The organism is Neobacillus endophyticus, from assembly GCF_013248975.1.
In the GTDB taxonomy this organism is placed as follows: domain Bacteria; phylum Bacillota; class Bacilli; order Bacillales; family Cytobacillaceae; genus Neobacillus; species Neobacillus endophyticus.
In genome coordinates, this window is record NZ_JABRWH010000001.1 from 3,293,109 (window position 1) to 3,316,660 (window position 23,552).

Annotated in this window: 21 protein-coding genes and 1 other annotated feature; of the genes, 15 read left to right on the top strand and 6 right to left on the bottom strand. The window is 38.9% G+C overall.

Annotated elements, in window-relative coordinates; genetic code table 11:
* Positions 1–17 precede the first annotated feature (17 nt).
* From HPT25_RS16255 to HPT25_RS16280, 6 genes are all read left to right on the top strand, one after another.
* The gene (locus tag HPT25_RS16255) at positions 18–1,748 is read left to right on the top strand and encodes a 2-oxoacid:acceptor oxidoreductase subunit alpha (RefSeq protein ID WP_173066311.1); all 1,731 of its coding nucleotides are present in this window, start codon (positions 18–20) and stop codon (positions 1,746–1,748) included.
* A complete protein-coding gene (locus tag HPT25_RS16260) occupies positions 1,749–2,615 on the top strand; it encodes a 2-oxoacid:ferredoxin oxidoreductase subunit beta (protein WP_173066314.1) in 867 nt (288 codons plus the stop codon).
* Positions 2,616–2,803: 188 nt separating this feature from the next.
* Positions 2,804–4,348 carry a tRNA (N6-isopentenyl adenosine(37)-C2)-methylthiotransferase MiaB gene (miaB, locus tag HPT25_RS16265; RefSeq protein WP_173066317.1) on the top strand — a complete coding sequence of 515 codons (1,545 nt, stop codon included), beginning with the start codon at positions 2,804–2,806 and terminating at the stop codon, positions 4,346–4,348.
* 1 nt (position 4,349) lies between these two features.
* Positions 4,350–4,802 carry a YlbF/YmcA family competence regulator gene (locus HPT25_RS16270; RefSeq protein WP_173066320.1) on the top strand — a complete coding sequence of 151 codons (453 nt, stop codon included), beginning with the start codon at positions 4,350–4,352 and terminating at the stop codon, positions 4,800–4,802.
* Between the two features lie 224 nt (positions 4,803–5,026).
* Positions 5,027–5,572 carry an outer spore coat protein CotE gene (locus HPT25_RS16275; RefSeq protein ID WP_173066323.1) on the top strand — a complete coding sequence of 182 codons (546 nt, stop codon included), beginning with the start codon at positions 5,027–5,029 and terminating at the stop codon, positions 5,570–5,572.
* 106 nt (positions 5,573–5,678) lie between these two features.
* Positions 5,679–5,879: a hypothetical protein gene (locus HPT25_RS16280; RefSeq protein ID WP_173066326.1), complete on the top strand. Its 201-nt coding sequence runs from the start codon at positions 5,679–5,681 to the stop codon at positions 5,877–5,879.
* Positions 5,880–5,888: 9 nt separating this feature from the next.
* On the opposite strand, the gene HPT25_RS16285 is transcribed toward HPT25_RS16280, so the two are convergent.
* Positions 5,889–6,440 carry a GNAT family N-acetyltransferase gene (locus tag HPT25_RS16285; RefSeq protein WP_173066329.1) on the bottom strand — a complete coding sequence of 184 codons (552 nt, stop codon included), beginning with the start codon at positions 6,438–6,440 and terminating at the stop codon, positions 5,889–5,891.
* A gap of 109 nt (positions 6,441–6,549) precedes the next feature.
* Here HPT25_RS16285 and HPT25_RS16290 point away from each other — a divergent pair, with 109 nt between their 5' ends.
* Positions 6,550–7,188 carry a protein kinase family protein gene (locus tag HPT25_RS16290; RefSeq protein WP_173066332.1) on the top strand — a complete coding sequence of 213 codons (639 nt, stop codon included), beginning with the start codon at positions 6,550–6,552 and terminating at the stop codon, positions 7,186–7,188.
* Positions 7,189–7,215: 27 nt separating this feature from the next.
* On the opposite strand, the gene metG is transcribed toward HPT25_RS16290, so the two are convergent.
* Complete coding sequence (gene metG, locus HPT25_RS16295) at positions 7,216–8,853, bottom strand: methionine--tRNA ligase (RefSeq protein ID WP_173066335.1); 1,638 nt, start codon at positions 8,851–8,853, stop codon at positions 7,216–7,218.
* A gap of 63 nt (positions 8,854–8,916) precedes the next feature.
* Positions 8,917–9,186: a binding site (T-box leader), on the bottom strand.
* Between the two features lie 132 nt (positions 9,187–9,318).
* On the opposite strand from metG, the gene HPT25_RS16300 reads away from it, so the two are divergent.
* The 4 genes from HPT25_RS16300 (at position 9,319) to HPT25_RS16315 (ending at position 12,816) form a co-directional block, all read left to right on the top strand.
* Positions 9,319–10,062, top strand: a complete 744-nt coding sequence (locus tag HPT25_RS16300) for a prolipoprotein diacylglyceryl transferase (protein WP_173066338.1) — start codon at positions 9,319–9,321, stop codon at positions 10,060–10,062.
* Complete coding sequence (locus tag HPT25_RS16305; protein WP_173066341.1) at positions 10,055–11,470, top strand: radical SAM protein; 1,416 nt, start codon at positions 10,055–10,057, stop codon at positions 11,468–11,470. The genes HPT25_RS16300 and HPT25_RS16305 overlap by 8 nt, the downstream gene beginning before the upstream one ends.
* Before the next feature lie 21 nt (positions 11,471–11,491).
* Positions 11,492–11,782 carry a hypothetical protein gene (locus tag HPT25_RS16310; RefSeq protein ID WP_217269730.1) on the top strand — a complete coding sequence of 97 codons (291 nt, stop codon included), beginning with the start codon at positions 11,492–11,494 and terminating at the stop codon, positions 11,780–11,782.
* A gap of 230 nt (positions 11,783–12,012) precedes the next feature.
* Complete coding sequence (locus HPT25_RS16315) at positions 12,013–12,816, top strand: ABC transporter ATP-binding protein (RefSeq protein ID WP_173066347.1); 804 nt, start codon at positions 12,013–12,015, stop codon at positions 12,814–12,816.
* A 68-nt stretch (positions 12,817–12,884) separates the two neighbouring features.
* Here the strand turns inward: HPT25_RS16315 and hpaB are convergent, their stop codons facing one another.
* From hpaB to HPT25_RS16330, 3 genes are all read right to left on the bottom strand, one after another.
* The gene (hpaB, locus tag HPT25_RS16320) at positions 12,885–14,339 is read right to left on the bottom strand and encodes a 4-hydroxyphenylacetate 3-monooxygenase, oxygenase component (RefSeq protein ID WP_173066350.1); all 1,455 of its coding nucleotides are present in this window, start codon (positions 14,337–14,339) and stop codon (positions 12,885–12,887) included.
* Positions 14,340–14,594: 255 nt separating this feature from the next.
* Positions 14,595–16,517 (bottom strand): S53 family peptidase, encoded by a 1,923-nt coding sequence (locus HPT25_RS16325; RefSeq protein ID WP_173066352.1) that lies wholly within the window; start codon positions 16,515–16,517, stop codon positions 14,595–14,597.
* A 209-nt stretch (positions 16,518–16,726) separates the two neighbouring features.
* Positions 16,727–17,536, bottom strand: coding sequence for a COG4705 family protein (locus tag HPT25_RS16330; protein WP_173066355.1), 810 nt, complete (start codon positions 17,534–17,536; stop codon positions 16,727–16,729).
* A gap of 259 nt (positions 17,537–17,795) precedes the next feature.
* Between HPT25_RS16330 and HPT25_RS16335 the strand changes: the two genes are divergently transcribed.
* The 4 genes from HPT25_RS16335 (at position 17,796) to HPT25_RS16350 (ending at position 22,744) form a co-directional block, all read left to right on the top strand.
* The gene (locus HPT25_RS16335; RefSeq protein ID WP_173066358.1) at positions 17,796–19,805 is read left to right on the top strand and encodes a glycosyltransferase family 39 protein; all 2,010 of its coding nucleotides are present in this window, start codon (positions 17,796–17,798) and stop codon (positions 19,803–19,805) included.
* Between the two features lie 284 nt (positions 19,806–20,089).
* Positions 20,090–21,052, top strand: coding sequence for a glycerophosphodiester phosphodiesterase family protein (locus tag HPT25_RS16340; RefSeq protein ID WP_173066361.1), 963 nt, complete (start codon positions 20,090–20,092; stop codon positions 21,050–21,052).
* Positions 21,053–21,191: 139 nt separating this feature from the next.
* A complete protein-coding gene (locus tag HPT25_RS16345) occupies positions 21,192–21,497 on the top strand; it encodes a hypothetical protein (protein ID WP_173066363.1) in 306 nt (101 codons plus the stop codon).
* A gap of 128 nt (positions 21,498–21,625) precedes the next feature.
* The gene (locus HPT25_RS16350) at positions 21,626–22,744 is read left to right on the top strand and encodes a polysaccharide deacetylase family protein (RefSeq protein ID WP_173066366.1); all 1,119 of its coding nucleotides are present in this window, start codon (positions 21,626–21,628) and stop codon (positions 22,742–22,744) included.
* A gap of 73 nt (positions 22,745–22,817) precedes the next feature.
* On the opposite strand, the gene HPT25_RS16355 is transcribed toward HPT25_RS16350, so the two are convergent.
* Complete coding sequence (locus HPT25_RS16355) at positions 22,818–23,552, bottom strand: tetratricopeptide repeat protein (protein ID WP_173066368.1); 735 nt, start codon at positions 23,550–23,552, stop codon at positions 22,818–22,820.

Sequence of the window (23,552 nt, forward strand, 5' to 3'; positions counted from 1 at the left end):
CCAAAGGGGTGTAAGGCATGATCAATCAACTTTCATGGAAAGTTGGCGGACAACAAGGGGAAGGTATTGAAAGTACTGGAGAAATCTTTGCGATCGCACTGAATCGACTGGGATATTACTTGTATGGTTATCGTCACTTTTCATCACGTATCAAAGGCGGTCACACAAACAACAAGATCAGAGTAAGTACAACTGAAGTTCGTTCCATTTCAGATGATCTTGATATCCTAGTAGCTTTTGACCAGGAAACCATTGACTTGAATTACAAAGAACTGCAAAGCAAAGGTGTAATCCTTGCAGATTCAAAGTTTGACCCTAAGAAGCCAGAAGATACGCAAGCTTCATTGTATGCGGTTCCTTTTACAGAAATTGCTACAGGTTTAGGAACTTCTTTAATGAAAAACATGGTGGCAATTGGTGCTACTTCCGCAGTTTTAGACCTAGATATTCATGTGTTTGAAGAAGTAGTTCGTGAAATTTTTGGCAAAAAAGGCGAACAAGTAGTAGCGAAAAACATGGAAGCTATTCAAGCCGGATTCGATTATATGAAAGAAAAAATGGACGGTAATGTTCCAACTATGGTGCTTGATAAAGCTGATGGTAAACATCGTATGTTCATGATTGGTAACGATGCCATTGCATTAGGAGCGCTTGCCGGCGGCTGCCGTTTTATGGCTGCTTATCCAATTACGCCTGCTTCAGATATCATGGAATATTTAATTAAAAAATTACCTGCACTAGGTGGTACTGTTATTCAAACAGAAGATGAAATCGCTGCTTGTACAATGACAATTGGCGCTGCATATGGCGGTGTTCGTGCTCTTACAGCTTCATCAGGACCAGGATTATCATTAAAGGCCGAAGCAATTGGTTTATCCGGTATTACCGAAACTCCTATTGTAATCGTTGACACCCAACGTGGCGGTCCTTCTACAGGTTTGCCAACAAAACAAGAACAGTCAGATTTAATGGCCATGATTTATGGAACTCACGGAGAAATTCCAAAAATCGTTCTTGCTCCAAGTACAGTAGAAGAAGCATTCTATGATACAGCTGAGGCATTCAACCTTGCAGAAGAATACCAATGCCCAGTTATCGTATTATCAGATCTTCAATTATCCCTTGGAAAACAAACAGTAGAACCGCTTGATTTCTCAAAAGTTGAAATTCGCCGTGGTAAGCTTTTAAATGAAGAGCTACCAGAATCCGATGGCTACTTCAAACGTTATGAAGTAACGGAAGACGGAATTTCACCACGTGTTATTCCTGGTATGAAAAATGGTATTCACCATGTTACAGGTGTAGAACATGCTGAAAATGGTAAGCCATCTGAATCTGCTACAAACCGTATTGCCCAAATGGACAAACGTATGCGAAAAATTGAAAATATCCGTTTCAACACACCAGTATACACAAATGCTCCACATGAAGAAGCAGATGTGTTAATCGTTGGTTTCAACTCAACCCGCGGTGCAATTGAAGAAGCAATGGGCCGCCTTGAAAAAGATGGAATGAAAGTGAATCATGCACATGTAAGATTAATCTACCCTTTCCCTACAGACGAATTATTACCACTTATTCGTTCTGCAAAGAAAGTCCTTGTTGTTGAGAATAATGCAACAGGACAATTAGCAAACTTAATTAAAATGAATGTGGGACATGCTGAGAAAATCACGAAGTTTGTCAAGTATGATGGAAATCCATTCCTACCACACGAAGTTTATTCAAAATGCAAGGAGTTGTTCTAAATGGCCACTTTTAAAGACTTCCGTAATGACGTAAAACCTAACTGGTGCCCTGGCTGTGGTGACTTCTCTGTACAAGCGGCGATTCAACGTGCTGCTGCAAATGTTGGTTTAGTGCCAGAAAATCTTGCAATTGTTTCTGGTATAGGCTGTTCAGGCCGTATCTCTGGCTATATTAACTCTTACGGTTTTCATGGAATCCATGGCCGTTCACTTCCAATTGCACAAGGTGTAAAAATGGCAAATCGCGATTTAACAGTTATCGCTTCCGGTGGTGACGGTGATGGCTTTGCTATTGGTATGGGACATACTGTTCATGCTATTCGCCGTAATCTAGATATTACGTATATTGTTATGGACAACCAAATCTACGGATTAACAAAAGGTCAAACATCGCCAAGGTCGGCTATGGGCTTTAAAACAAAATCTACTCCATCAGGATCCATTGAACCAGCAATTTCACCAATGGAAATGGCATTGACAGTTGGAGCTACATTTGTTGCTCAAAGTTTCTCAACAGACCTGAAAGATCTTGTTGCATTAATTGAGGCAGGTATCAATCATAAAGGCTTCTCTTTAATCAACGTATTTAGTCCATGTGTTACTTATAATAAGATTAACACCTATGATTGGTTTAAAGAAAACCTAACAAAATTAAGTGATGTTGAAGGTTACGACCCATCAAACCGTGAATTGGCTATGCAAACTCTAATGAAAAACAATGGTCTAGTAACTGGTTTGATTTACCAAAACACTGAGCGTCAATCTTATCAGGAATTAATTCCTGGATACGCTGAAGAACCACTAACACAAGTAGACCTTAACCTTGAGCAATCTCATTTTGATAAATTAGTTGCTGAGTTTATGTAATTAGCAAAAAAGAAATCCCGTGGAATTCAATTCCACGGGATATTCTATTGTTTTCAATACCTATAACCTTTATACTATTATAATGTGCAGTATAGCCAAAAACTTGAAAATCATAAGTTTAAAAAGGTAAAAAAATGCAAAAATGAGTCTAATAGTAGTAAAATGATTGAAAGGGGCTTAATCAACATATGAACGAGAAACAACGAGTGGAAAGTCAGCAAGCAAAAACTGTTAATTCTTCGGACAAAAAATCCGTAAAGGATTACAGCAAATATTTTGAAACAGTCATCACCGCACCTTCTTTAAAAGAAGCTAAGCAACGCGGTAAAGAAGAAGTTAAATATCATCATGATTTCTCCATACCTGAGCAATTTCGCGGGATGGGAGAGGGCCGTAAATTCTATATCCGAACTTATGGATGTCAAATGAATGAGCATGACACGGAAGTCATGGCAGGCATTTTTATGGCATTGGGCTATGAGCCAACAGACAGGACAGAGGATGCCAATGTCATTCTTCTCAATACGTGTGCGATCCGTGAAAACGCAGAAAACAAAGTATTTGGTGAGCTTGGACATCTTAAAGCTTTAAAGACAGAGAAACCTGATCTATTGCTTGGTGTCTGCGGTTGTATGTCCCAGGAAGAATCGGTAGTTAATAAAATTTTAAAAACATATCAGCAAGTTGACATGATTTTTGGTACTCACAATATTCACCGTTTGCCTCATATTTTAAATGAAGCTTATTTGTCAAAGGAAATGGTAGTAGAAGTATGGTCTAAGGAAGGGGATGTTATTGAAAACCTTCCAAAAGTCCGTCGCGGCAATATTAAGGGATGGGTAAATATTATGTATGGCTGCGATAAATTCTGTACGTATTGTATCGTACCATATACCCGCGGTAAAGAGCGGAGCCGCAGACCAGAAGAAATTATTCAAGAGGTCCGTCATTTGGCTGCCCAAGGCTACCAAGAAATTACGCTTCTTGGTCAAAACGTGAATGCATACGGCAAAGATTTCGAGGATATTAAATACGGACTTGGCGAACTTATGGATGAAATTCGTAAGATTGATATTCCGAGAATTCGATTTACAACCAGCCATCCACGCGACTTTGATGATCGTCTAATTGAAGTGCTGGCAAAAGGCGGCAATTTGATGAACCATATTCATTTGCCTGTACAGTCTGGTTCAACAGATGTTTTAAAAATTATGGCACGAAAATATACGAGAGAACAATACCTGGAGCTTGTTAGAAAAATTAAAGCAGCCATTCCTGATGTATCTTTCACAACTGATATTATTGTTGGCTATCCTAATGAGACAGAAGAACAATTTGAAGAAACGCTTTCACTTTATCGTGAGGTAGGCTTTGAATCTGCCTATACCTTTATCTATTCTCCGCGTGAAGGTACACCAGCCGCGAAAATGGAAGATAATGTTCCAATGGAAGTTAAGAAGTTACGCCTACAACGCTTAAACGATTTAGTGAATGAGCTTTCAGCAAAGGCTCTGAAAACATATGAAGGTCAAGTTGTCGAGGTTCTTGTAGATGGGGAAAGTAAGAACAATCCAGATGTTCTTGCAGGCTATACAACTAAGAATAAGCTAGTTAACTTTACGGGTCCAAAATCTGCAATTGGTAAAATTGTTAAGGTGAAAATTAACGATGCCAAAACATGGTCATTAAATGGAGAAATGATAGACGAATTTAAACCAGCAGAGGTGAAATAAAGTGGCGAAGTATACTAGAGATGAAATCGTCGCTCGTGCCAAGGACTTAGCACGCATGATTGCAGAAACAGATGAAGTCGATTTCTTCAAACGGGCCGAAGCGCAGATTCATGAAAATAAGAAGGTAAGTACGCTTATTTCTGACATTAAAGGTTTGCAAAAACAAGCAGTCAACCTACAGCATTATGGTAAATCTGAAGCTTTGAAGAAAGTTGAAGAGAAGCTTACAACACTTGAAAGTGAACTGGATGAAATTCCTGTTGTACAAGAATTTAAACATTCACAGGTAGAAGTTAATGACTTGCTGCAACTGATTGCTGCAACAATCTCAAACACGGTTACCGACGAAATTATTATTGCAACAGGCGGAGACTTATTAAGCGGCGAGACAGGAGCAAGCCTTAAAAATGGCGGCGCTGCCTGCGAAGGCCACGATGAGTGTGATCACGAATAAAAAATAAAGCTGGGCTGTTAAAAGGCCTGGCTTTATTTTTTTGTCTTTTTTTTATAAAAATTACCTTCTCACATGTCCTTGACTTAATGACACACACCTAAACGCATCCCGCATAATATGAATCATGACTAAACATTTAACCAGTATTCGTAAATTTATATATCACACTAGTCTAGACATTGGCATAGGATGAAATGAAACTGAATGAGGAGGGTTCGCGCAAAATGGGAGAATATAGAGAGATTATAACCAAGGCGGTAGTAGCGAAAGGACGTAAATTTACCCAGTCCAATCATACGATTAGCCCGGCACATAATCCAACCAGTATTCTGGGCTGCTGGATTATCAACCATAAATACAACGCGAAAAAAGTTGGCAAAACAGTAGAGATACACGGCTCTTATGATATCAATGTTTGGTACTCCTTCAATGATAATACCAAAACGGAAGTAGTTACTGAACGTGTTCAATATACGGATGTCATTAAGCTGAAATACCGGGATCACGATGCCATGGATGATAATGAAATCGTCGCCCGAGTATTGCAGCAGCCGAATTGCACCGAAGCTGTTATTTCCCCTAATGGAAATCGTATCATCGTTCATGTGGAAAGGGAGTTCCTTGTCGAGGTGATCGGCGAAACAAAGGTTTGTGTCCGTATCAATCCAGAGGGCTGCAAAGATGATGATGATGAATGGTGCAATGATGTCGACGACGAAGAATTCGAAGAATTAAATCCTGATTTCTTAGTTGGCGGCGAAGAGGAATAACCATAACTAGGAAGGTTTTACTTCCTAGTTTTTTTCTTTTAATTGCTTTTTCTGGTGAATTTTTAACAAGGGAATTTAGCACCCTATTTTTTAGGGGGTGCACAAAATGGAAGCAAACAAACCTGGGAACAAAAAGCTGCCTGATTTTGATCAACTAACGGACCGAGTCATTTTAGATAGTCCATCGGAGCCAATGTTAGTAATCAAAACTAACTTAGATCCAAAGGATGCAACAGAAAATAATCCTTACATTCATCATCAAAATGAAAAAAATGAAAAGGAATTAAAAGATTTTTTTAATGAGTAAAAGCCAGGCTTATTCCTGGCTTTTTTCCCATTCTGGTTTTAAGAGTGATAATACAATCGTATCATTGGATCGATTATTTTGCCTGATATATCCTCTTAGTAAACCTTCTTCCATAAAGCCCAGCTTTTTAAGAAGATGGAGGGATGCTTCGTTCTCAGGGTAAACAACGGCTCCGACCCGATATAAATCAAGTTTATTGAAACTAAAATTCAGTACTTCATTAATGGCCTCCATCGCAAAACCTTTTCTCCAGTAGGATGGATGTAATTCATAGCCGATTTCTGCACGCAGATTCTTAAGTTGTAGTGCATTAAGGCCTAAAGTGCCGATAATTTTTTGGTTTTCCTTTAATTTGATGCCCCAACGAATTCCACGCTGCTCCAAAAAATTTTTATGAAAAATATCAATCAGCCTAGAAGCTTCTGCCGGCAGGGTGAAAGGGTCTGTACCGTAAAACCTTGTAACCTCTTCGATTGATAAAATTTCAAATAAGCTGTTGTCATGACGGTGTGTCAATTCAATTAATTTTAAGCGTTTGGTTTCTAATAATGGAAAATTCACGGTTTACCCTCTCTTTCACTATATAACTCCTTAAAGTCCTAAATTTAGTTTACATGGAGTAAAAATATAAATAAAGGGTTTTAAAAGTTAGTAGGTGGCAAAAATGCTAATGGATCACTATTTAAGATTAGTAGAAACCGATTTATTGCCAAAAATACAGTTAATTACCGACAGTCCAGTTGATCCCATCATTATAAAAAATCGATCTAATACATGGGAGACAATTGGCAGGGGAAATTACGCAGGCGTTTTTACGCATAAGGCAAATCCGGATTTGGCTGTGAAAGTGTATGGACGAAACCCCGAAGATCAAAAAAAAGAAATTGAAGTCTATAAACAGTTGGGGGATCACCCTGCCTATTCTTCTTTAATTGCTTACGGTGAAAACTATTTAGTATTAAAAAAGCTTGAAGGTATTACATTATTTGAAGCCCTTGTAAAAGGAGTTCAGATTTCGGATTCCGTCATCAAAGACGTGGATGAAGGTTTGGCATATGCCCGCAAAATCGGGCTAAACCCATATGATGTCCATGGTAAAAATGTCGTCATGTCAGAAGGCAGAGGATATATTGTTGATGTATCGGATTTTTATAAGCAGGGGCATTGCCGAAAATGGGACGATTTGAAAAAAGCTTATTACACAATTTACAAGCCTTTACTTTACAAAAATCATCCGCCAATTCCATTTTTCATTGTTGATGGCATACGAAAAGGATATCGGTTTTACCGCCGCTGGAAAAAGCATTAGGGAAGTGGTAAAACTTCCCTAACTATGTTAATTTGCCTGTTTGGCTAACTGTTCAAGTTCTTCATCAATCCTTTTGACATCAATACGCTCAAACAATGGAGATACTTCCTTTATTTGCAAGCCCCCATCAATCTGTATAGGTTTCCATGATAAATTGGTCAATCGTAAGATTTCTTGCACTTCTCCGCTTGAAAACGGCAAGAATGGCGACAATAGCTGAGCCAGATTGGCTATTATTACGGCACAAGTAAATAAAGTATTTTTACATGATGATTTATTCTCATGAAATTGCTTCCAAGGCTGTTCATCATCAAAAAACTTATTGGCGGCGCGAATAATGTTGAAAACCTCTGCTAATGCAGCTTTAAAATGCCCCGCTTCAATCTGCTTTCCAACTACATTGTAAATTTGAAGCAATTGCTCCCACATAATAGGATCAAGTTCGCCGTCAGGAATGATTCCATCACAGCATTTTTCAATAAACTTAAGTGTACGATGGACAAAGTTCCCATAGGCACCTAGCAATTCACTATTATGACGATAAATAAACTCGCGCCATGAAAAATCGGCGTCCCGGTTTTCTGGTGCATTAATGGTTAAAAAGTAGCGAATGGAATCCGGGTGATATTTTTCTAAAATATCTGGCATCCAAACGGCCCAATTTCGGCTGGTTGAAAGTTTCTTTTTCTCTACGGTTACATATTCATTGGAAACGATATATTGGGGCAGGGCATTGCTGCCTAATCCCATTAAAATCGCCGGCCAAATAATTGTGTGAAAAGGGATATTATCTTTGCCGTGAACATAATAAGTTTTCGTTTGTTCACTCCAAAATGAAGAATCATCAAGCCCAGTCTCATTGGCCCATTGTTTACTCGCTGAGTAATAGCCGGACACAGCTTCAATCCAAACATAAATTTTCTTTTCCTCATAACCTTTGACTGGAACACTGACACCTATGGGTAGATCTCTAGAAACAGCGCGGTCCTGCAGTCCTTCATCTAAATAGCGTTTTGTTAATTGAATGGCATTGTCCCGCCAAGTTTTTTGGCTGTTTGCTTTCATACAATACTGTTCCAGCTCTGATTGAAAGCTGCTGAGAGAAAAATAGAAATGTTCTGTGTTTCTGATGGATGGTGAAGTGCCGCATAATTTGCAAGTCTTATTTAATAAGTCAACCGGATCCAAAATGGCAGAACAGTAATCGCATTGATCACCACGGGCCGGTTCTCCGCAGTGTGGACAAATTCCTTCAACATAGCGGTCCGGAAGGAATTGTTCACAAGTACCACAATAGGTTTGTTCAACTGATTTTGTGTAAATGAGCCCTTTTTTGAGCAAATCCCAAAATATATCCTGCACAATTTTATGATGATGTTCATCGTCTGTCCGGGTATAACAGTCATATGTGAATCCCAGCTTTACAAAACAATCTTGGAATTCCTTGTGATATCGGTCAGTTACCTCTTTCGGGGAAATTCCTTCCTGCTTAGCGCGAATGGCAATAGGTGTTCCATTACAATCACTTCCGGAAACATAAAGAACATCTTCCCCTTGCAGACGATAGTACTTAGCCAAAATATCGCCTGGCAAAAGACTAGAGATATGTCCTAAATGTAATGAACCATTCGCGTAGGGCCATGCCCCTCCAATAAAAATACTCATTTGTGAAAAACCTCCATGATTTAAGAATAAAAATAAAAAACCCCGCCCCTATCTAAAAACATAGATAAGGACGGGGTATGAACTCCGTGGTACCACCTTAATTTCACTGTACGTTTACACGTAAAGCCTTTACAAGTACGGAAGTCTTAAAAAGACTCTTATACTGTGGTTTTGAAAACAAGTACCAACACTTGTCGCAGCCTACTAATAGAAAATACGTTCAGTGCGCAGCTCAGAGGCCATATTCAAACGGTCATTTTTGCTTCATTTCACCAACCGAAGCTCTCTGTAGAAAAATGTGCCCATTTTACTTTTTCTCGTCATTGCCTTTATATTGATTTTTCTAAATATTTTATCGCAAAAATGAAAAATGTCAATATAGAAAAATTTTATATTCATTCAAAATTTTTCCTAATGTTTTGTTAATATAAAAAGTACAGAGATGATCAAGGGAGGAGGGGCGCAATGAAATTTCCCGTTTTTATTTTTGGAATCCACCCGCATTTGCTTTTTGAATCACTTGCCTATTTTATTGGATTCCGAGTGTACTTGTATACAAGAAATAAAGAAAGGATCCCGATAGATAAGGCCATTTGGGTGATTGTAGGAGCCATATTAGGGGCAGCGATTGGTTCAAAGCTGCTATATTTGTTTGAAGACCCGAAAAAGACAATTGAAGATTGGAATGATCTCGCCTATCTGACGGAGGGAAAAACGATCGTTGGAGGGTTACTCGGCGGATTGATTGGTGTGGAATCAGCCAAAAAATGGATAGGCTGGTCAAGGTCAACAGGTGATGATTTTGTACTGCCGCTTGCCATTGGGATGATGATTGGCAGAATAGGCTGTTTTTTAACTGGTTTGAGTGACCATACATATGGAATTCCCACCACATGGATTACAGGTATAGATTTCGGTGATGGAGTGAAACGTCATCCAACACAGCTATATGAAATTGTCTTTTTGGCGATTACCGCCATTATCATTTATCAAATTAAAAAGAAAAATGCTGGCTGGGAAGGGCTGCAGTTTCAAATATTTATGCTTGGCTATCTGACCTTTCGCTTCCTCATTGACTTTATTAAACCAACCCCGCATCCTTACTTGTTTCTGAATAACATTCAAGTAGCCAGCCTGTTAGGTATCAGTTATTACGTCTGGCTGATTAATAAAAAGAAGATCAAAATAAGGAGAGAAATTCATGCCTAATCGTCCCTATTTATTTTATGAATTAACAAACAGTATTTGCTCCACTTTTTTGCGAAAAGTTGAAGCAAAGGTCATTATTGAAAATGAAAAAGTATATCTCGTGAAGAATTGCCTGCAGCATGGCAGAGAAAAGGTGCTTATTTCGACAGATGTTGAATATTATAAGTGGTGCCGCGAATTTATAAAGCCGTCAGAGATGCCATATCGCTGGAACACACCCGTTAAATATGGCTGCCCATACGATTGCGGGCTATGTCCAGATCATGAACAGCACAGCTGTTTGACGTTATTGGAAATAACAGAAAGATGTAATTTAAATTGTCCCATTTGTTATGCAGAATCTTCTCCACAAAAAGGCGGTTTCCGTAGTCTGGAGACAATCGAATTTATGCTGGACAGTATTGTTAAAAATGAGCGCCAGCCGGATATTGTGCAAATCAGCGGCGGTGAGCCAACCATCCATCCGCAGTTTTTTGAAATTCTTGATATGGCGAAATCGCGGCCTATTCGACATATAATGGTCAACACTAACGGCCTGCGAATTGCGAATGATAAAGAGTTTGTCAAACGTCTTGCCGGCTACACGCCAGGTTTTGAAATCTATTTACAGTTCGACAGTTTTGAAAAAGCTGCCCTTGAAGAACTAAGAGGGGTCGATTTAAGAGAAATCCGCCAAAAAGCGATCGATCATTTAAATGAGTTCAATATATCGACGACATTGGTGGTGACCTTGAAAAAAGGATTAAACGACCACGAAGTCGGAGATATCATCCAATATGGTCTAAAGCAAAAATGTGTCCGGGGAGTTACCTTCCAGCCAATACAAGCGGCAGGGCGATTGGAAGAATATGACGGAATGGCCAATCGCTTAACATTAAGTGAAGTACGGCAGATGATTATTGATCAATCCGAAGTCTTTTCAGCGAAGGATATCATTCCTGTCCCTTGCCATCCAGATTGTCTGGCAATGGGGTATGCATTGAAATTGAATGGCAATGTCACTCCGCTGACAGGGCTGATTGATCCCAAAATATTATTAGAGGGAGGGCGGAATACGATTGTATTTGAACAAGATGATAACATGAAAAATATGATTTTTAAATTATTTTCACTCAACCATTCTCCTGATTCATCTGCGTTATCATTAAAGGATCTGTTATGCTGCCTGCCAAAGGTTGCCATGCCGGGAGAAATTGGTTATGACAATGTGTTTCGGGTAATCATTATGCAGTTTTTAGATGCTTATAATTTTGATGTTCGGTCTGTGAAAAAATCCTGTGTCCATATTGCCCATCCGGATGGCCGGATTATTCCATTTGACACATACAATCTTTTTTATCGTGATGACAAAGAGGAAGCATTGAAGAAAATTCAGGAAGAATTAGCGGGTAAAACGTACATTAAATAGTTATTTAAAGGGGGGGAGATGGTGAAGCAAAATCAGGGAGACAACGGAAATGCCAAGCCATTAAAAGATCTTTGGATTGGAATGGGAATCACCTTGAGCATTTACCTTTTAGGGTTAATATTATTGTTTGTAAATGCAATAATGGTGCTTCCATATATAGTAGTGGCAATCGTTGCCCTTATTATCATTCCAATTGTTTGTTTTGCAAAAGGGAAAAAGCGGATGGGCCAGGGAGCATTAATAGGCTTGGGACTTAATATCTTATTGTTTACCGCATGTTCCGGTATTATTTTATCTAACAATGGCGGATAATTTCTAAATAAAAAGCACTTGAACTTGAAATGTTACTGTCACACTTTATTAGGACTAAATGAAAAAGGATAGGTAAATAGAAACAATTTCTATTTACCTATCCTTTTTTGTTAGTTCAAAAAAATTTCGAAATGCGAAGTTTGGTGCCTGACACCAATAACACTAATTTGATATTATTATTTTTATAATTATTAAATTATTCTTAATAGAGCTTGAGGGAGGGAGTCAGCATGAGGGTTTTGAAGTTGGAGGGTGTTTCGTTAAAAAGGGATGGGACATGGATTTTGCAAGATGTGAATTGGCAGTTTGAAAAAGGGGAGAATTGGGTTTTATTTGGTTTGAACGGGAGCGGCAAAACGGCGATCTTAAATTTGCTAAATGCTTTTTACTTCCCGACCAAAGGGAAAGTGACAGTTTTAGGGATGGAATTTGGCAAGACCTATCTGGGTGAAAAACTTCGCAGGCAAATCGGCTTTGTTTCATCATCTCTTCAGGAAAAAATATACCCGGATGATAATGCTTTTGAGGTAGTATTGAGCGGAGCATTTGCCTCAATTGGACTTTATGAGCAGCCTACAGATGAAATGCGGAACAAAGCAATCGGGTTATTGGAGGAATTAGGCTGCATCGAGTATGCGAATCGTAACTATGTAACCTTATCACAGGGGGAAAAACAGCGGGTACTGATTGCACGTGCCCTGATGGCAGATCCATCACTTTTAATATTGGATGAGCCGACAAATGGGCTAGATTTTATCGCCCGTGAAAAATTATTAGACTCAATCGAACGAATTGCCAAAATTCCATCTGCTCCTTCGATTATTTATGTCACACATCATGTCGAAGAAATTCTGCCAGTTTTCAATAAAACGCTGTTGTTAAGATCAGGTCAAGTATTTGCATCTGGTGATACAAAAGAAATGTTATCTAGTGACAAATTAACCGAATATTTTGAGCTTCCAGTCCAAGTTATATGGCAGAACGGCAGGCCATTGCTCGCAAGCTTACAGAAACAGCACGAGAAGGCTCGATAAATAACTAATAGTTCTAAACTGTAGTATTTTAAAGAATCGGACCTTTTTCAAAAAGGTCCGGTTCAAAATTACGGCAGCTGATTCGTCTTTAAATCTAAAAATTGGCAAACTTCTTTCACATATTCATCCTTTGGGTAGGTTTTATACAACAGGCTGGATAAGCGAATGGGATCCCCGAAAAAATAGCGTTCATACTGTGTTTGCCGGGTACCGAACGAACTCATGGTTAAATCCCATGCCAGCCGAAATAGTTTCACCCGATCCACCGCATTAATTCTTGCACCTTGCATGTACTTTTCAAGAGCTGTCCCTATATCAGATTGAAAGTCTTCCTCAGTGGGAAGCGATACCATTCCACTTGCACCCATTAATTGAATGATTTCACTGAATCTCGGGTAAATCTTTGGAAAGATATTGGTGGCAACCTGAAGTGGTATTAGACTAGGCCGTAATGTACCCCATTCATCGAATTGGGCATCTGCCTCTGATTTTTCTAACAATGCCTTCATCGTTTCAAGACCAATAATGATCTCAGACAGTTTTTCCTGAATATGCTGATAGTCACCTATATTGATCGTATCAGCTATAGTTTGAGCAATTCCGAGAAGGAATTCCGTTTTAACAATCTGTCTGATGATTACCTGATGTGTGGCAAAATGATGAAAAGAGTTCTGAAGCATAAAATCATGGGCAGCTTCGGGATTATTATAGAAAAAAACCCGTTCCCATGGGACAAAAACATCATTAAAAACTAATATCGTATCCATTTCTTCATACCGAGAACTTAAGGGATAATCAAACGCAGAGTCTCCGCTTACAAATGATTCACGGCAAATAAACTTTAATCCTTCCGTATCAGACGGTAATGAAAAAGCGAAGGCTTCTGCCTCATCCAACACTCCGCCAGCAGAGTAAACCAGTACTTCATCGGTTAATCCACCTTGTGTTGCCAAAAGTCTTGCCCCTTTAATAAAGATGCCTTTACTGTTTTGATTAACAACCCTTGCGGAAATTGGTTCATTTGATAGATTTAACAGTAATTGTGATCGATTTACCTGAGGGGAAATAAACGTATGCGTAAAGGAGAGGTCATGTTTTTTTGCCCTTTCATAAAGTGCCAGAATATTTTCTGGAAAACAATTTTCTCTGCCGATTAACAGATTCCGAGAGGAGGCAAATGCCATGATGGTGGAATTCATATAATCTGGACTCCTGCCCATCATCCCATGAGTATGCCTCGCCCAATGCTCGATCATGATTCTACGCATTTTTATATCTTCTTTTGTTTTGGGCTGCAGATAAGAAAGTCCGATCGGTTCACCTGATTCCGGTGATGGGAAGGTTAGTTTGTTGGCAAAACATGGGTCAACTTGCAAATCATATAAAGATGCTTTACTTTTCAAAATTCCTTTAAAGGCAGGATGTTCAGATTTTTTTCCTTCTACCTTTTTTCCTTGCAGCCAAATATCCGTATTTAACTGATCAATTCGATCTATAAATTCCTTTCCGGTAATGGCCCCCATAATAACCACTCCTTCATTTTTAGAGCTTCTCCAAAAAAGTGAATAAGCTTAGCTAGTTTTAGTTTATTGGCAAGGAAGTTGTCCCGTTCTACTCTTTTTATAGACAAACAAAAAATGGGTCAAACAAGCAAAAGCCGTCCCCTAAAAAAAGATGGGGACGGCTTTATTATTTTATTTGGCTATATATTAAAGAACAGTGTTGATTGAAGCGAAGTGCCTGGATCGGATATCCACAGCCAAGTTTAACCGAGCCTTTTATTTAAATTTGGATGCAAGTGCCGCTACATCCGGTGTACCAAGTCCTGTAGCCTGATTATAAACTGTTCCTGGTGTTCCACTGTAAAAACCATTATCGTTCGTTGCACCTACAGTGTTCAAAGGATGGAATGGTGAGTCCTTTTGTATCGCATAGCGATAAATTTGCGAGTTCCAGAAGCCAGCTTGTGTTTGGTTCGCACTGTTAATTAATGCTGAAAGACCACATAATTGTGGTGATACAAAGGAAGTTCCTCCATATACTGCATAACCAGAATTGGAGCCAGGATCAGCTGGATCGCTAAACCAAACTTTGTATCCAGTGTAAGGGTCGGCATTCATAGAGAGATCAGGCATATTTCTTCCAGTTCCTGCTCCAGAAACGATCGTAGGAGAAGAATCTCGAGTGAGTGAAGACTGGTCGGCATTAGGAGTCCATTGCTTAACGGCAATATACGAGTTCACACCTGGTACACCAAGTTGATAAGACGGTGTTTTGAAAAATTGGCTAAAGCCGCCACCGCCGCCGACAAGATATCTGTCGCCCCAGCCAGTCGGGTCATTTAATCCTCTTGCATCAAAATATTTGTAAAGATAATCCCATCCCCATGCACGCTCGTGATCGTTATTCACATCCACATTATAAGTGGAAGAGTGGAAGTGGAATGGAAGTGTCGTACCGCCAGCAGCTGTTATATATGGGCTGTCTGCAGGGTTATCGACAGATAAGGAAGCTGCATTGGCTATTCCAGAAGTTAAGCCGAACTCCCTCGCAGCATCATATGCTCCTTCATCCCCTGCCGCAGCAAACATGGAGATTCCTTGTGCGGCAGCCTGCATAAACAATTGGTTAAACACTTCAGCATACATAGGGGTTTCCTGTTGCTGCTGAATGAAGAAATTGATGGCGGGCTCACTTTCACCCCAGCTAACAGAGATTTGCTGGGCTTTATTGTCATTAATCGCTTTGGCAAAGGCATCAGTGAATCCTGTATCAGAGTTAGGCCCTACATAAACATTAATATCTGCTTGAGGAGCCAATGCACCAGATTGCTCCACATCTAAAGTAGTTTCATCATATCCATCCCATCCTGAACCGCCATCCACATTTGTTTTGGTGATTCTATTTTTCTTATATGCAATACCGGATTTGTCCCAAAATTGATAGGCGTCCTCAAGGTTTAAGTCAGCAAGCGTGACAATTCCAATCGTTTGGCCGCTGCCATCTGCTCCCTTGTCATATAGCGGTTGAACATTGTATTGCTTGATTAAGTCTGATGGCATAAGACTTAGTGGACCTGTTGGTGTATTTCCGTTTTCGTTTAATGAAACAGGCTGTTTCACTGCATGTGAAGTGAAATTGGAATAGTTTGTTAATCCTAAAACACAAAGGATATCATTCCCAAAGTTTGCAGGTACACTCGGTCTTTCACTTGTTCCGTGGAAACTCTTTCCATTATAATTTTCCTTTTTTAACTTAACAGAGAAGGCTTTATTAAATTGGTCTGCGGTTCCGGTAGCTGTAATGATGAGGTTATTAGGATATACAGAGGTGGTAATACCGAAAGATTGTAGGTATGCAGTTGCTTTATTAATAGATTCAGGGTTGGCTCCAAAGCTATTCTTAAATTGGTCTACCGAAAGATAGTTACGATAGTTTTTATTTCCAGGTGTAGTCGTATCATTTATGTAGTTTGCCAGTTGATTTTTGTTTGTAATTTTCATAACAATGTCTACTGTGACAACCGTATTTCCTGGCAGGTCGCCAAATACGCTTGCATTCTGTAAAACTTGTGGATTTTCTCCTTGCTGAACAGTAACTTGCTGTGGAGATGCGGCAGAAGTGATCGAGGGCACAGCTGTGAGTAGAATCATTGATGAAATGGTAGATACGGTAGAGACTTTTTTCCAGAAATTTTTCATCCATTCCCCTTCTTTCTATATAGTTAGGCGTACGAAGTACTTGTACAAATTAATTATTAAATATTTGTAAATTAATAACAATATAAAACATTCGTGTTATTTTGACTTTATTTTTAGAAATATTCTTTTTCAATGAAAAAGGTTTTCTGCTAATTCGTTTTTTTAAAACAAACAAATTAGGCAGAAAACCTTTTATAGAATGTGATAAATTAAGCATCCGTTCGTGAATTTAGAACAACTGGATCGGCTTGGATATCTTTTCGCGTAATAGATAAGTAACCAACTAAGATTATGATGAAAATCGTTAGGATCAAGCTGACTGGTCCCTCACCAAGTCCAACACCGCCGTGGCTTTTTGAAGCAGAGATCCAGTCTGAGAAAGAAGCGCCGACAGGGCGTGTCATGATATAAGCAAACCAAAACGCAAAAATTTTATTGAAACCAAGCAGCCATGAGCCGATTGCAGGAACTAATAGTATAATCGTAAACAGTATGCCTGAAGCGAAATAACCCAAATGCATAGTAGAGGCAGTCATATCACCTGCTGCAGTGCCAAGTGCAAATGTTCCAAGAACCGTACACCAGTAAAAGATTTCGCGGCGAATTGTATGGATACTGTGAATGGAAAGAGTCTTTTCAGAAGCAAACCAGATGGCCAAGACAATGGCCAACACAGCTGCAAAAAATAGGGTAGATACGAGATACGTTATTCCTAATACGACATGCACGATATCAGCAGCCATTGTTCCAAAGATACTGACCATAACTACGACAAGCCAATAGATCCATGGTACATATTTACGTGCAAAGAACTGTATGAGGATAGAGGCTGCAAGTACTAGTCCCGCTATAGCTACAGCTAGAATGGGATTCATATTCTTCACCAAGTAATCAGAGAATACTTCCCCCATCCCTGTAGTCAACACTTTGGTCAGCCAAAAGAAAATCGTTATCTCAGGAACTTTCGTAAGAATTTGTCTTGCAATGTTATTTCGATTAACAGATAATGGCGTTTTCATATATCATTTATTTCCTCCGTTTATATAGATGCTATATTAAAATGCATGTCATTCTGATAGATGATTTCAGGCAAAATTTCCGCCATTTCCAAATGTATCATTAAAAGCTAAAAATGTTCTTAATTTAAGGGATATTTAAGAATTTTATAAGCTATTTTTTAGAATTAAAAGTAATGATATAGTCTATAGTTTATGATAGATATACTAACAGCCATTAATCTAAACGATTTATTATAAAATAAGGAGTGAAAGTTTTTCGATGAATAAAGGAAATAGAAGATTCAATTGGCATCACCTAGGCCTCGCTCTCATACTAATACTCTCAGTCATTCTTAATTTTTATAAGTTAGGGCAGGAGGGGATAGGTAACACGTACTACTCCGCTGCAGTAAAAAGTATGCTGGATAGCTGGCACAATTTCTTCTTTAATTCTTTTGATCCAAAAGGATTTATCACCATAGATAAGCCCCCGGTTGATTTCTGGTTCCAAGCGCTTAGTGCATATATATTCGGGTTTAAGGGGTGGAGTTTATTTCTTCCGCAAGCTTTGGCTGGTGTATTCGCTGTTGCCTTACTCTATCATCTTGTAGCCCGTGTTTTTGGAAGAGGGGCCGGATTATTGGCAGCACTGTTTTTGGCTATAACGCCAATAGTTGTTGCGGCTGATCGGACGAATGAAGTAGATAGTATGTTAATGTTTGTTTCATTGATTGCCACCTGGGCATTAAGCAAAGCAGTCGAGCAAAAGCAATTAAAATGGCTGATTATTTCTTTCTTCATCGTAGGTGTCGGCTTTAATATTAAAATGATGGAGGCTTTCCTCGTACTTCCAGCATTCTATCTTTACTATTTGATAACACCTAAAATAAGCTGGAAGAAAAAATTTGTACATTTGATGGCAGCCACAGTTGTTCTTTTGACAGTTTCATTATCATGGTCAGTGATTGTTGACAGCATTCCATCTGATCAACGCCCTTATGTCGGAAGTACGCAAGATAATTCTATGGTGACATTGGCCATCGGATACAATGGAATCAATCGCTTGCTCGGACAGCAGCGAGGTGGACAAGGCAATTCCCATTTCGGGGCACAGCAAGGGCAGCAATTTGGCGGCTGGAACAATACAAGCAATGCTTACCGAAATTCAGGGATGAATAGCAATAATAGAATGGATCGAATGATAAACAGTGGTGGTTCTCAGTTTATGAGAGCAAGGATGAATAATGGGGGAAACAGCTTTTCAGGTTATGGACAAACAGGTAACCCTGGTCCACTAAGGCTGCTGACAACTCCGGAACTGGATGGACAGTTGAGCTGGCTTTTGCCTGGAGATTTAATAGCGATCATTTCACTGTTATGGGGCACTTCCATTCGTACTGCTCCTGATCGAAAACGGCAGACAGTGATCTTATGGGCAGTTTGGGTATTGACGATGCTTGTTTTCTTTAGCGTGGCCAAAAGGTTCAGCAGTTATTATATGGTGATGATGGCTCCTGGTATCGCTGCTTTAGCCGGGGCAGGATTCAAACAAATGTGGTGTCAATGGCGTGAACAAGGTAAGGTGGAAAAATGGTTCCTGCCTATTGCATTATTGGGAACTGTGTTTTTTGAAATTTCGATTGTTTGGAAGTATCCAGCATGGCGCGGACCTCTTTCCATTGGAATTGGATTACTTGCCATACTAGCATTATTTTGTTTGCTGTTAAATAAAACAATGGTTAAGAAAAGCATTTCAATCCTTGCTGCTATCATGGGGGTTTGTGCTTTAGTGGCAGCACCTTCGGCTTGGGCTATGACACCAATTGAATATGGAGGATCTGTAACAAAACCATTTGCTGGTCCTGAACTGCAAAATCAGCATGGTAGAGATGAAGTGTCTGTTAATTCTAGGCTTGAAAATTATTTAAAAGCTAATTATCACAATGGAACTTATCTTGTGGCCACTTTAAATGCCACATCAGCGGCCCCTATTATTCTTGACACTGGATTGCCGGTCATGGCGATGGGAGGATTTATGGGGAATGACCCAGCCTTATCAGTCGAAAAGCTGCAAAAGTTGGTGAACGAAGGTCAAATTCGTTATTTCCTTATTCAAGGAAGGTCATTTGGCGGCCAACAGTCAGAAGTTCTTAATTGGATTAAAAACAACTGTACAGTTGTACCAACAAACAAATGGCAAAACAGTCAATCTGGCCAAGGCCAAGAACGTGGAGGGATGGGATTTAGGAACGCCTCCATGACGCTTTATGAATATATGAAAAATAAATAGTAAAATGCCAGGAGACAGGGAATAATATGTAACCCCTGTCTCTTTTTTTAGCCGATAGGAAAGTATCCCTTTTCTATCAGGCATAAGAGCAATAAGGAATGCTTCGTGAGCATTAGCTTCACAGTCGAAAAGCTGTGCTTTTCGGAGAACTACGCCTTAACGGGCTCGGCAGTCGGCGTGTTTTCTTTATCAGGAAAGTAAGTATAGATTTTAATTTTGAAAATTATCTAGCTCCGGCACTTTTCTTATCACAGAGTTTCAAATATTTAGGAGATGAATTTGAAGTGAAACAGAGTTTGATTTTTAGACTAGCTTCTCTCTCTATTTGTGGCGCACTAATTTTATTAAAAACATCAGAAATTTCAGGTCAAAATCAAGCCAGCCATGCTGAACTTTCTAAGAAACAGCCCATTGCTTCGGAAATCAAAGTCGTAGCCCATCGCGGGGCATCGGCATATGGACCAGAAAATTCCTTGGCCACCTTTAACCAGGCCATTAGGATGGGAGCCGATTATATCGAACTGGATTTACAGATGACAAATGACAAACATCTCATCGTGATGCATGATGAATCCCTGAAAAGGACGACAAATGTAAAGAGAAAATATCCTCTCCGTTCACCATGGCTTGTTAGAGATTTTAGACTGCAAGAGATCAAAACTCTTGATGCAGGTTCATGGTTTAATCATGTATTTAAGAAAAAAGCCCGTAAAGAATACGACCAGCAGCATGTACCAACATTACAGGAAGTCCTTCAGCTTGTTAAACATAAAGGAAATGGCAAGGTAGGGCTTTTTATTGAATTAAAGGAACCGAATCTAAATTCGGGAATGGAAGAGAAATTGGTCAATATTTTAAGGGGAAATGAAATGTTGAACCAAAAAAATCTTATTTTTGGCTCTTTGAGTGAGCCAAGCCTTCGGAAGTTAAAAGCATTAGTTCCGCAATTAAATATCATCCAACTATATTCGAAAGGTATGCTGGAATGTATAAATGTAAAAAAAGAATTTAAGAGGATCTCAGATTATGCAAACGGGGTAGGTCCGGGAATGGAAGTAGTTACCCCTGATTTAATCCATGCTGCCCATCAAAACGGTCTTTTTATTGAGCCGTGGACTGTGAATAAAGATAAAGACATGGTGAAGCTCCTTTCAATGGGGGTTGATGGAGAAATCACAAATAAACCAGATCATTTGGCTCTTTTACTTGATCTTTACAAATGCAGTAAAGATCCTAAGTGTACATGAAACAATGCTCTAAGAATGGACTTACTGATTAAATCGATGGTTTAAATAAAGGAAAATGTTTAGTATTGAACAAGCTCCTTTTTAAAAAATAATCAAAGTATGTTAAAATAATCAAAAAGATGTAAAAGGTGGGGGAAATATGAAGCTAATCGTTTCAAAAAAAGATATGGAATATTTTCTAAACCACTTCTATGAGATTGCAGAATATGATTCACAGGGTAACAAATATTATTTTGTATTTGAGGACACGATACGTCAGGGAAAATGGACTTTAATGAATTATGAAGCAGAAAGTAAATGGACATTACATGGAAAAGGCTTAAACTATTGTGATGATGGAGAAAAGGAATTAGTATTAGAAGAGTTAAAAAAGTTTTTATACAAAAATAGGAAATTCATAAATAACGAACTAAGAAAAAATAGTAAATTACTAGTTTCATCATGAATGAAAGTGCGGAACATTATGTTCCGTTTTTTTTTATTAATCTGGTATCAGATGTAATTTATTTATCAATAAAGTTAGTGATGTTATCATTAATAGAATGATAAATCTTTTTTAGCAGGAGAAATAAAATGCAAAAATTATTCTTGATGGCTTTGATGGCTGTCTTTTTCTTAGCAGGGTGCGGAAATCACTTGAAAGATCAGAAACAGGCCGTTTCGACAAATACGCATGAAAAAGAACTAGTAAAATTAAAAAATAATAATAAAGTAGAAATACATAATTCAGTTTTTAAACCAAAGGCAGTCATCACTTCCACTCCCATCACGGTTCAATCGACAACAGCTTCTATTTCAGTATCGCAGATAGCGGGCAATGTCTCTAAGATCCTGTTTCACATCTGGAGGACAGCCGACGGGCCGGCTGCCATGAAAACTTTCTCATCCTCGAACGCTGCAAATCATTTCGCAGTTTCATTGGATACCCGAAGTTTTAAGGGACAACGCGGGGAATATCAGATTGAAGCTTACAGTGTAGACCAAAAAGGGAAGGAAATCCTGCTTGCCAAATCAGCAGTAACTTTTCCGCAGTATGTACCATTCCTTATGTATCATGCGATCGATGAGTACAAAGGGGAAGGTTTGAAGATATTATTCGTCACACCAGCTAATTTCGAAAAGCAAATGATGTATTTAAAAGAACATGGATACACACCGCTTACATTTGAACACTTTGCCGATATCAATAAGGTTAATAAGCCTATATTTATTACCTTTGATGATGGTATGAAGAACAACATGAATACTCTTCCTATTTTTACAAAGGTAGCGGATGATCAGTTTAAACCAGTAGCCACGGAGTTCGTGATTGCCGGGAGGATTGATTCAGGACCTTATTCACTTTCTTCGGCTGATATTAAGGAAATGGAAGGTTCAGGCTTCTTCTCCATTCAATCACACACCATGACCCATTCAGATCTAAGGTCAGTAACGAATTACGAGCAGGAATTAAATGCTTCAAAGGAAAAAATTGAACAATTAACCGGCAAACCAGTTATGGCTCTTGCTTATCCAATTGGTTATTTTAATGATAAAGTTGTAGAGGAAACAAAGAAATACTATAAATATGCGGTTACGACTAAAAGTGGAGAATTTGTTGAAAACGGACAGCCAAATGAATTGTACTTAATTCACCGGCTCTTCATTAAAGGTACCACTACCATGGTTGAGTTTGCGCGATTACTGCCATAAAAAACAAGCATAACATGAAAAGGCACCATTTCCAGGGCAGTTCTCCCCTTAGAAATGGTGCTTAATTTGTTTTCTAATTGTATACTAAAGATTGGAATTCCTTACTATTTCGAACATTGTCAAAGTCTTTTTCAGTCTTTGCAGCTGTTTTCGTATAAGCCCCGAAACTGATGGCAAGCTTTAAATATTTCACGGTATTTGCAACATCACCGCGCCGACCGTAAATACTTGCGATCCCATAATAGGTCCACACATAATTTTCAACCGCAAGATCCTTCTTATACCATGTAATGGCTTCATCAAAATGTCGGTACAGCTCATAAGCAAGAGCTTTATTAAATAAAGCATAGCCATAGTTAGGCTTCAATTGAAGGCTTTTATTGATATTTGCCATGCCTCCGTTAAAATCTCCAGCATAACATTGGGCAATTCCCTTTACATTATAAGCCTTATAAAAAGATGGATCCTGTTGAATGACGTCACTTTCAATTTTTATGGCATCAGCATAATTTTTCTTAAAAAAGGTATTGTAGCCTAATTGATATTGATCTTCAAGCTGTTTTTCCCATTCTGCTTTCTTTTGTGCATCCTTCTCTTTTTGAATGATCGCTGCATCCTGTACGGCTGTTTTTTGTTTCATTTTGTTTGAATCATTCTGAGCTATTTTAGCAGGATCGTTTATATTGGAACCATGTTTCACTTCATCGTTCTGCATTTTACTGTGTACTTCACTGCTGCTGCACGAAACACAGAGTAATAGAATGGATATGGATATTAAGATGAAGAGCTTCTTGATCAACCTGTTCAA

What these genes read in the sequence shown, in the direction of transcription:
- metG (WP_173066335.1), bottom strand. Translation starts at nt 8,853, where the DNA reads ATGAGTATTTTTATTGGAGGGGCATGGCCCTACGCGAATGGTTCATTA.
- HPT25_RS16280 (WP_173066326.1), top strand. Translation starts at nt 5,679, where the DNA reads ATGGAAGCAAACAAACCTGGGAACAAAAAGCTGCCTGATTTTGATCAA.
- HPT25_RS16325 (WP_173066352.1), bottom strand. Translation starts at nt 16,517, where the DNA reads ATGAAAAATTTCTGGAAAAAAGTCTCTACCGTATCTACCATTTCATCA.
- HPT25_RS16255 (WP_173066311.1), top strand. Translation starts at nt 18, where the DNA reads ATGATCAATCAACTTTCATGGAAAGTTGGCGGACAACAAGGGGAAGGT.
- HPT25_RS16315 (WP_173066347.1), top strand. Translation starts at nt 12,013, where the DNA reads ATGAGGGTTTTGAAGTTGGAGGGTGTTTCGTTAAAAAGGGATGGGACA.
- hpaB (WP_173066350.1), bottom strand. Translation starts at nt 14,339, where the DNA reads ATGGGGGCCATTACCGGAAAGGAATTTATAGATCGAATTGATCAGTTA.
- HPT25_RS16335 (WP_173066358.1), top strand. Translation starts at nt 17,796, where the DNA reads ATGAATAAAGGAAATAGAAGATTCAATTGGCATCACCTAGGCCTCGCT.
- HPT25_RS16330 (WP_173066355.1), bottom strand. Translation starts at nt 17,536, where the DNA reads ATGAAAACGCCATTATCTGTTAATCGAAATAACATTGCAAGACAAATT.
- HPT25_RS16350 (WP_173066366.1), top strand. Translation starts at nt 21,626, where the DNA reads ATGCAAAAATTATTCTTGATGGCTTTGATGGCTGTCTTTTTCTTAGCA.
- HPT25_RS16290 (WP_173066332.1), top strand. Translation starts at nt 6,550, where the DNA reads ATGGATCACTATTTAAGATTAGTAGAAACCGATTTATTGCCAAAAATA.
- HPT25_RS16260 (WP_173066314.1), top strand. Translation starts at nt 1,749, where the DNA reads ATGGCCACTTTTAAAGACTTCCGTAATGACGTAAAACCTAACTGGTGC.
- miaB (WP_173066317.1), top strand. Translation starts at nt 2,804, where the DNA reads ATGAACGAGAAACAACGAGTGGAAAGTCAGCAAGCAAAAACTGTTAAT.
- HPT25_RS16300 (WP_173066338.1), top strand. Translation starts at nt 9,319, where the DNA reads ATGAAATTTCCCGTTTTTATTTTTGGAATCCACCCGCATTTGCTTTTT.
- HPT25_RS16345 (WP_173066363.1), top strand. Translation starts at nt 21,192, where the DNA reads ATGAAGCTAATCGTTTCAAAAAAAGATATGGAATATTTTCTAAACCAC.
- HPT25_RS16305 (WP_173066341.1), top strand. Translation starts at nt 10,055, where the DNA reads ATGCCTAATCGTCCCTATTTATTTTATGAATTAACAAACAGTATTTGC.
- HPT25_RS16275 (WP_173066323.1), top strand. Translation starts at nt 5,027, where the DNA reads ATGGGAGAATATAGAGAGATTATAACCAAGGCGGTAGTAGCGAAAGGA.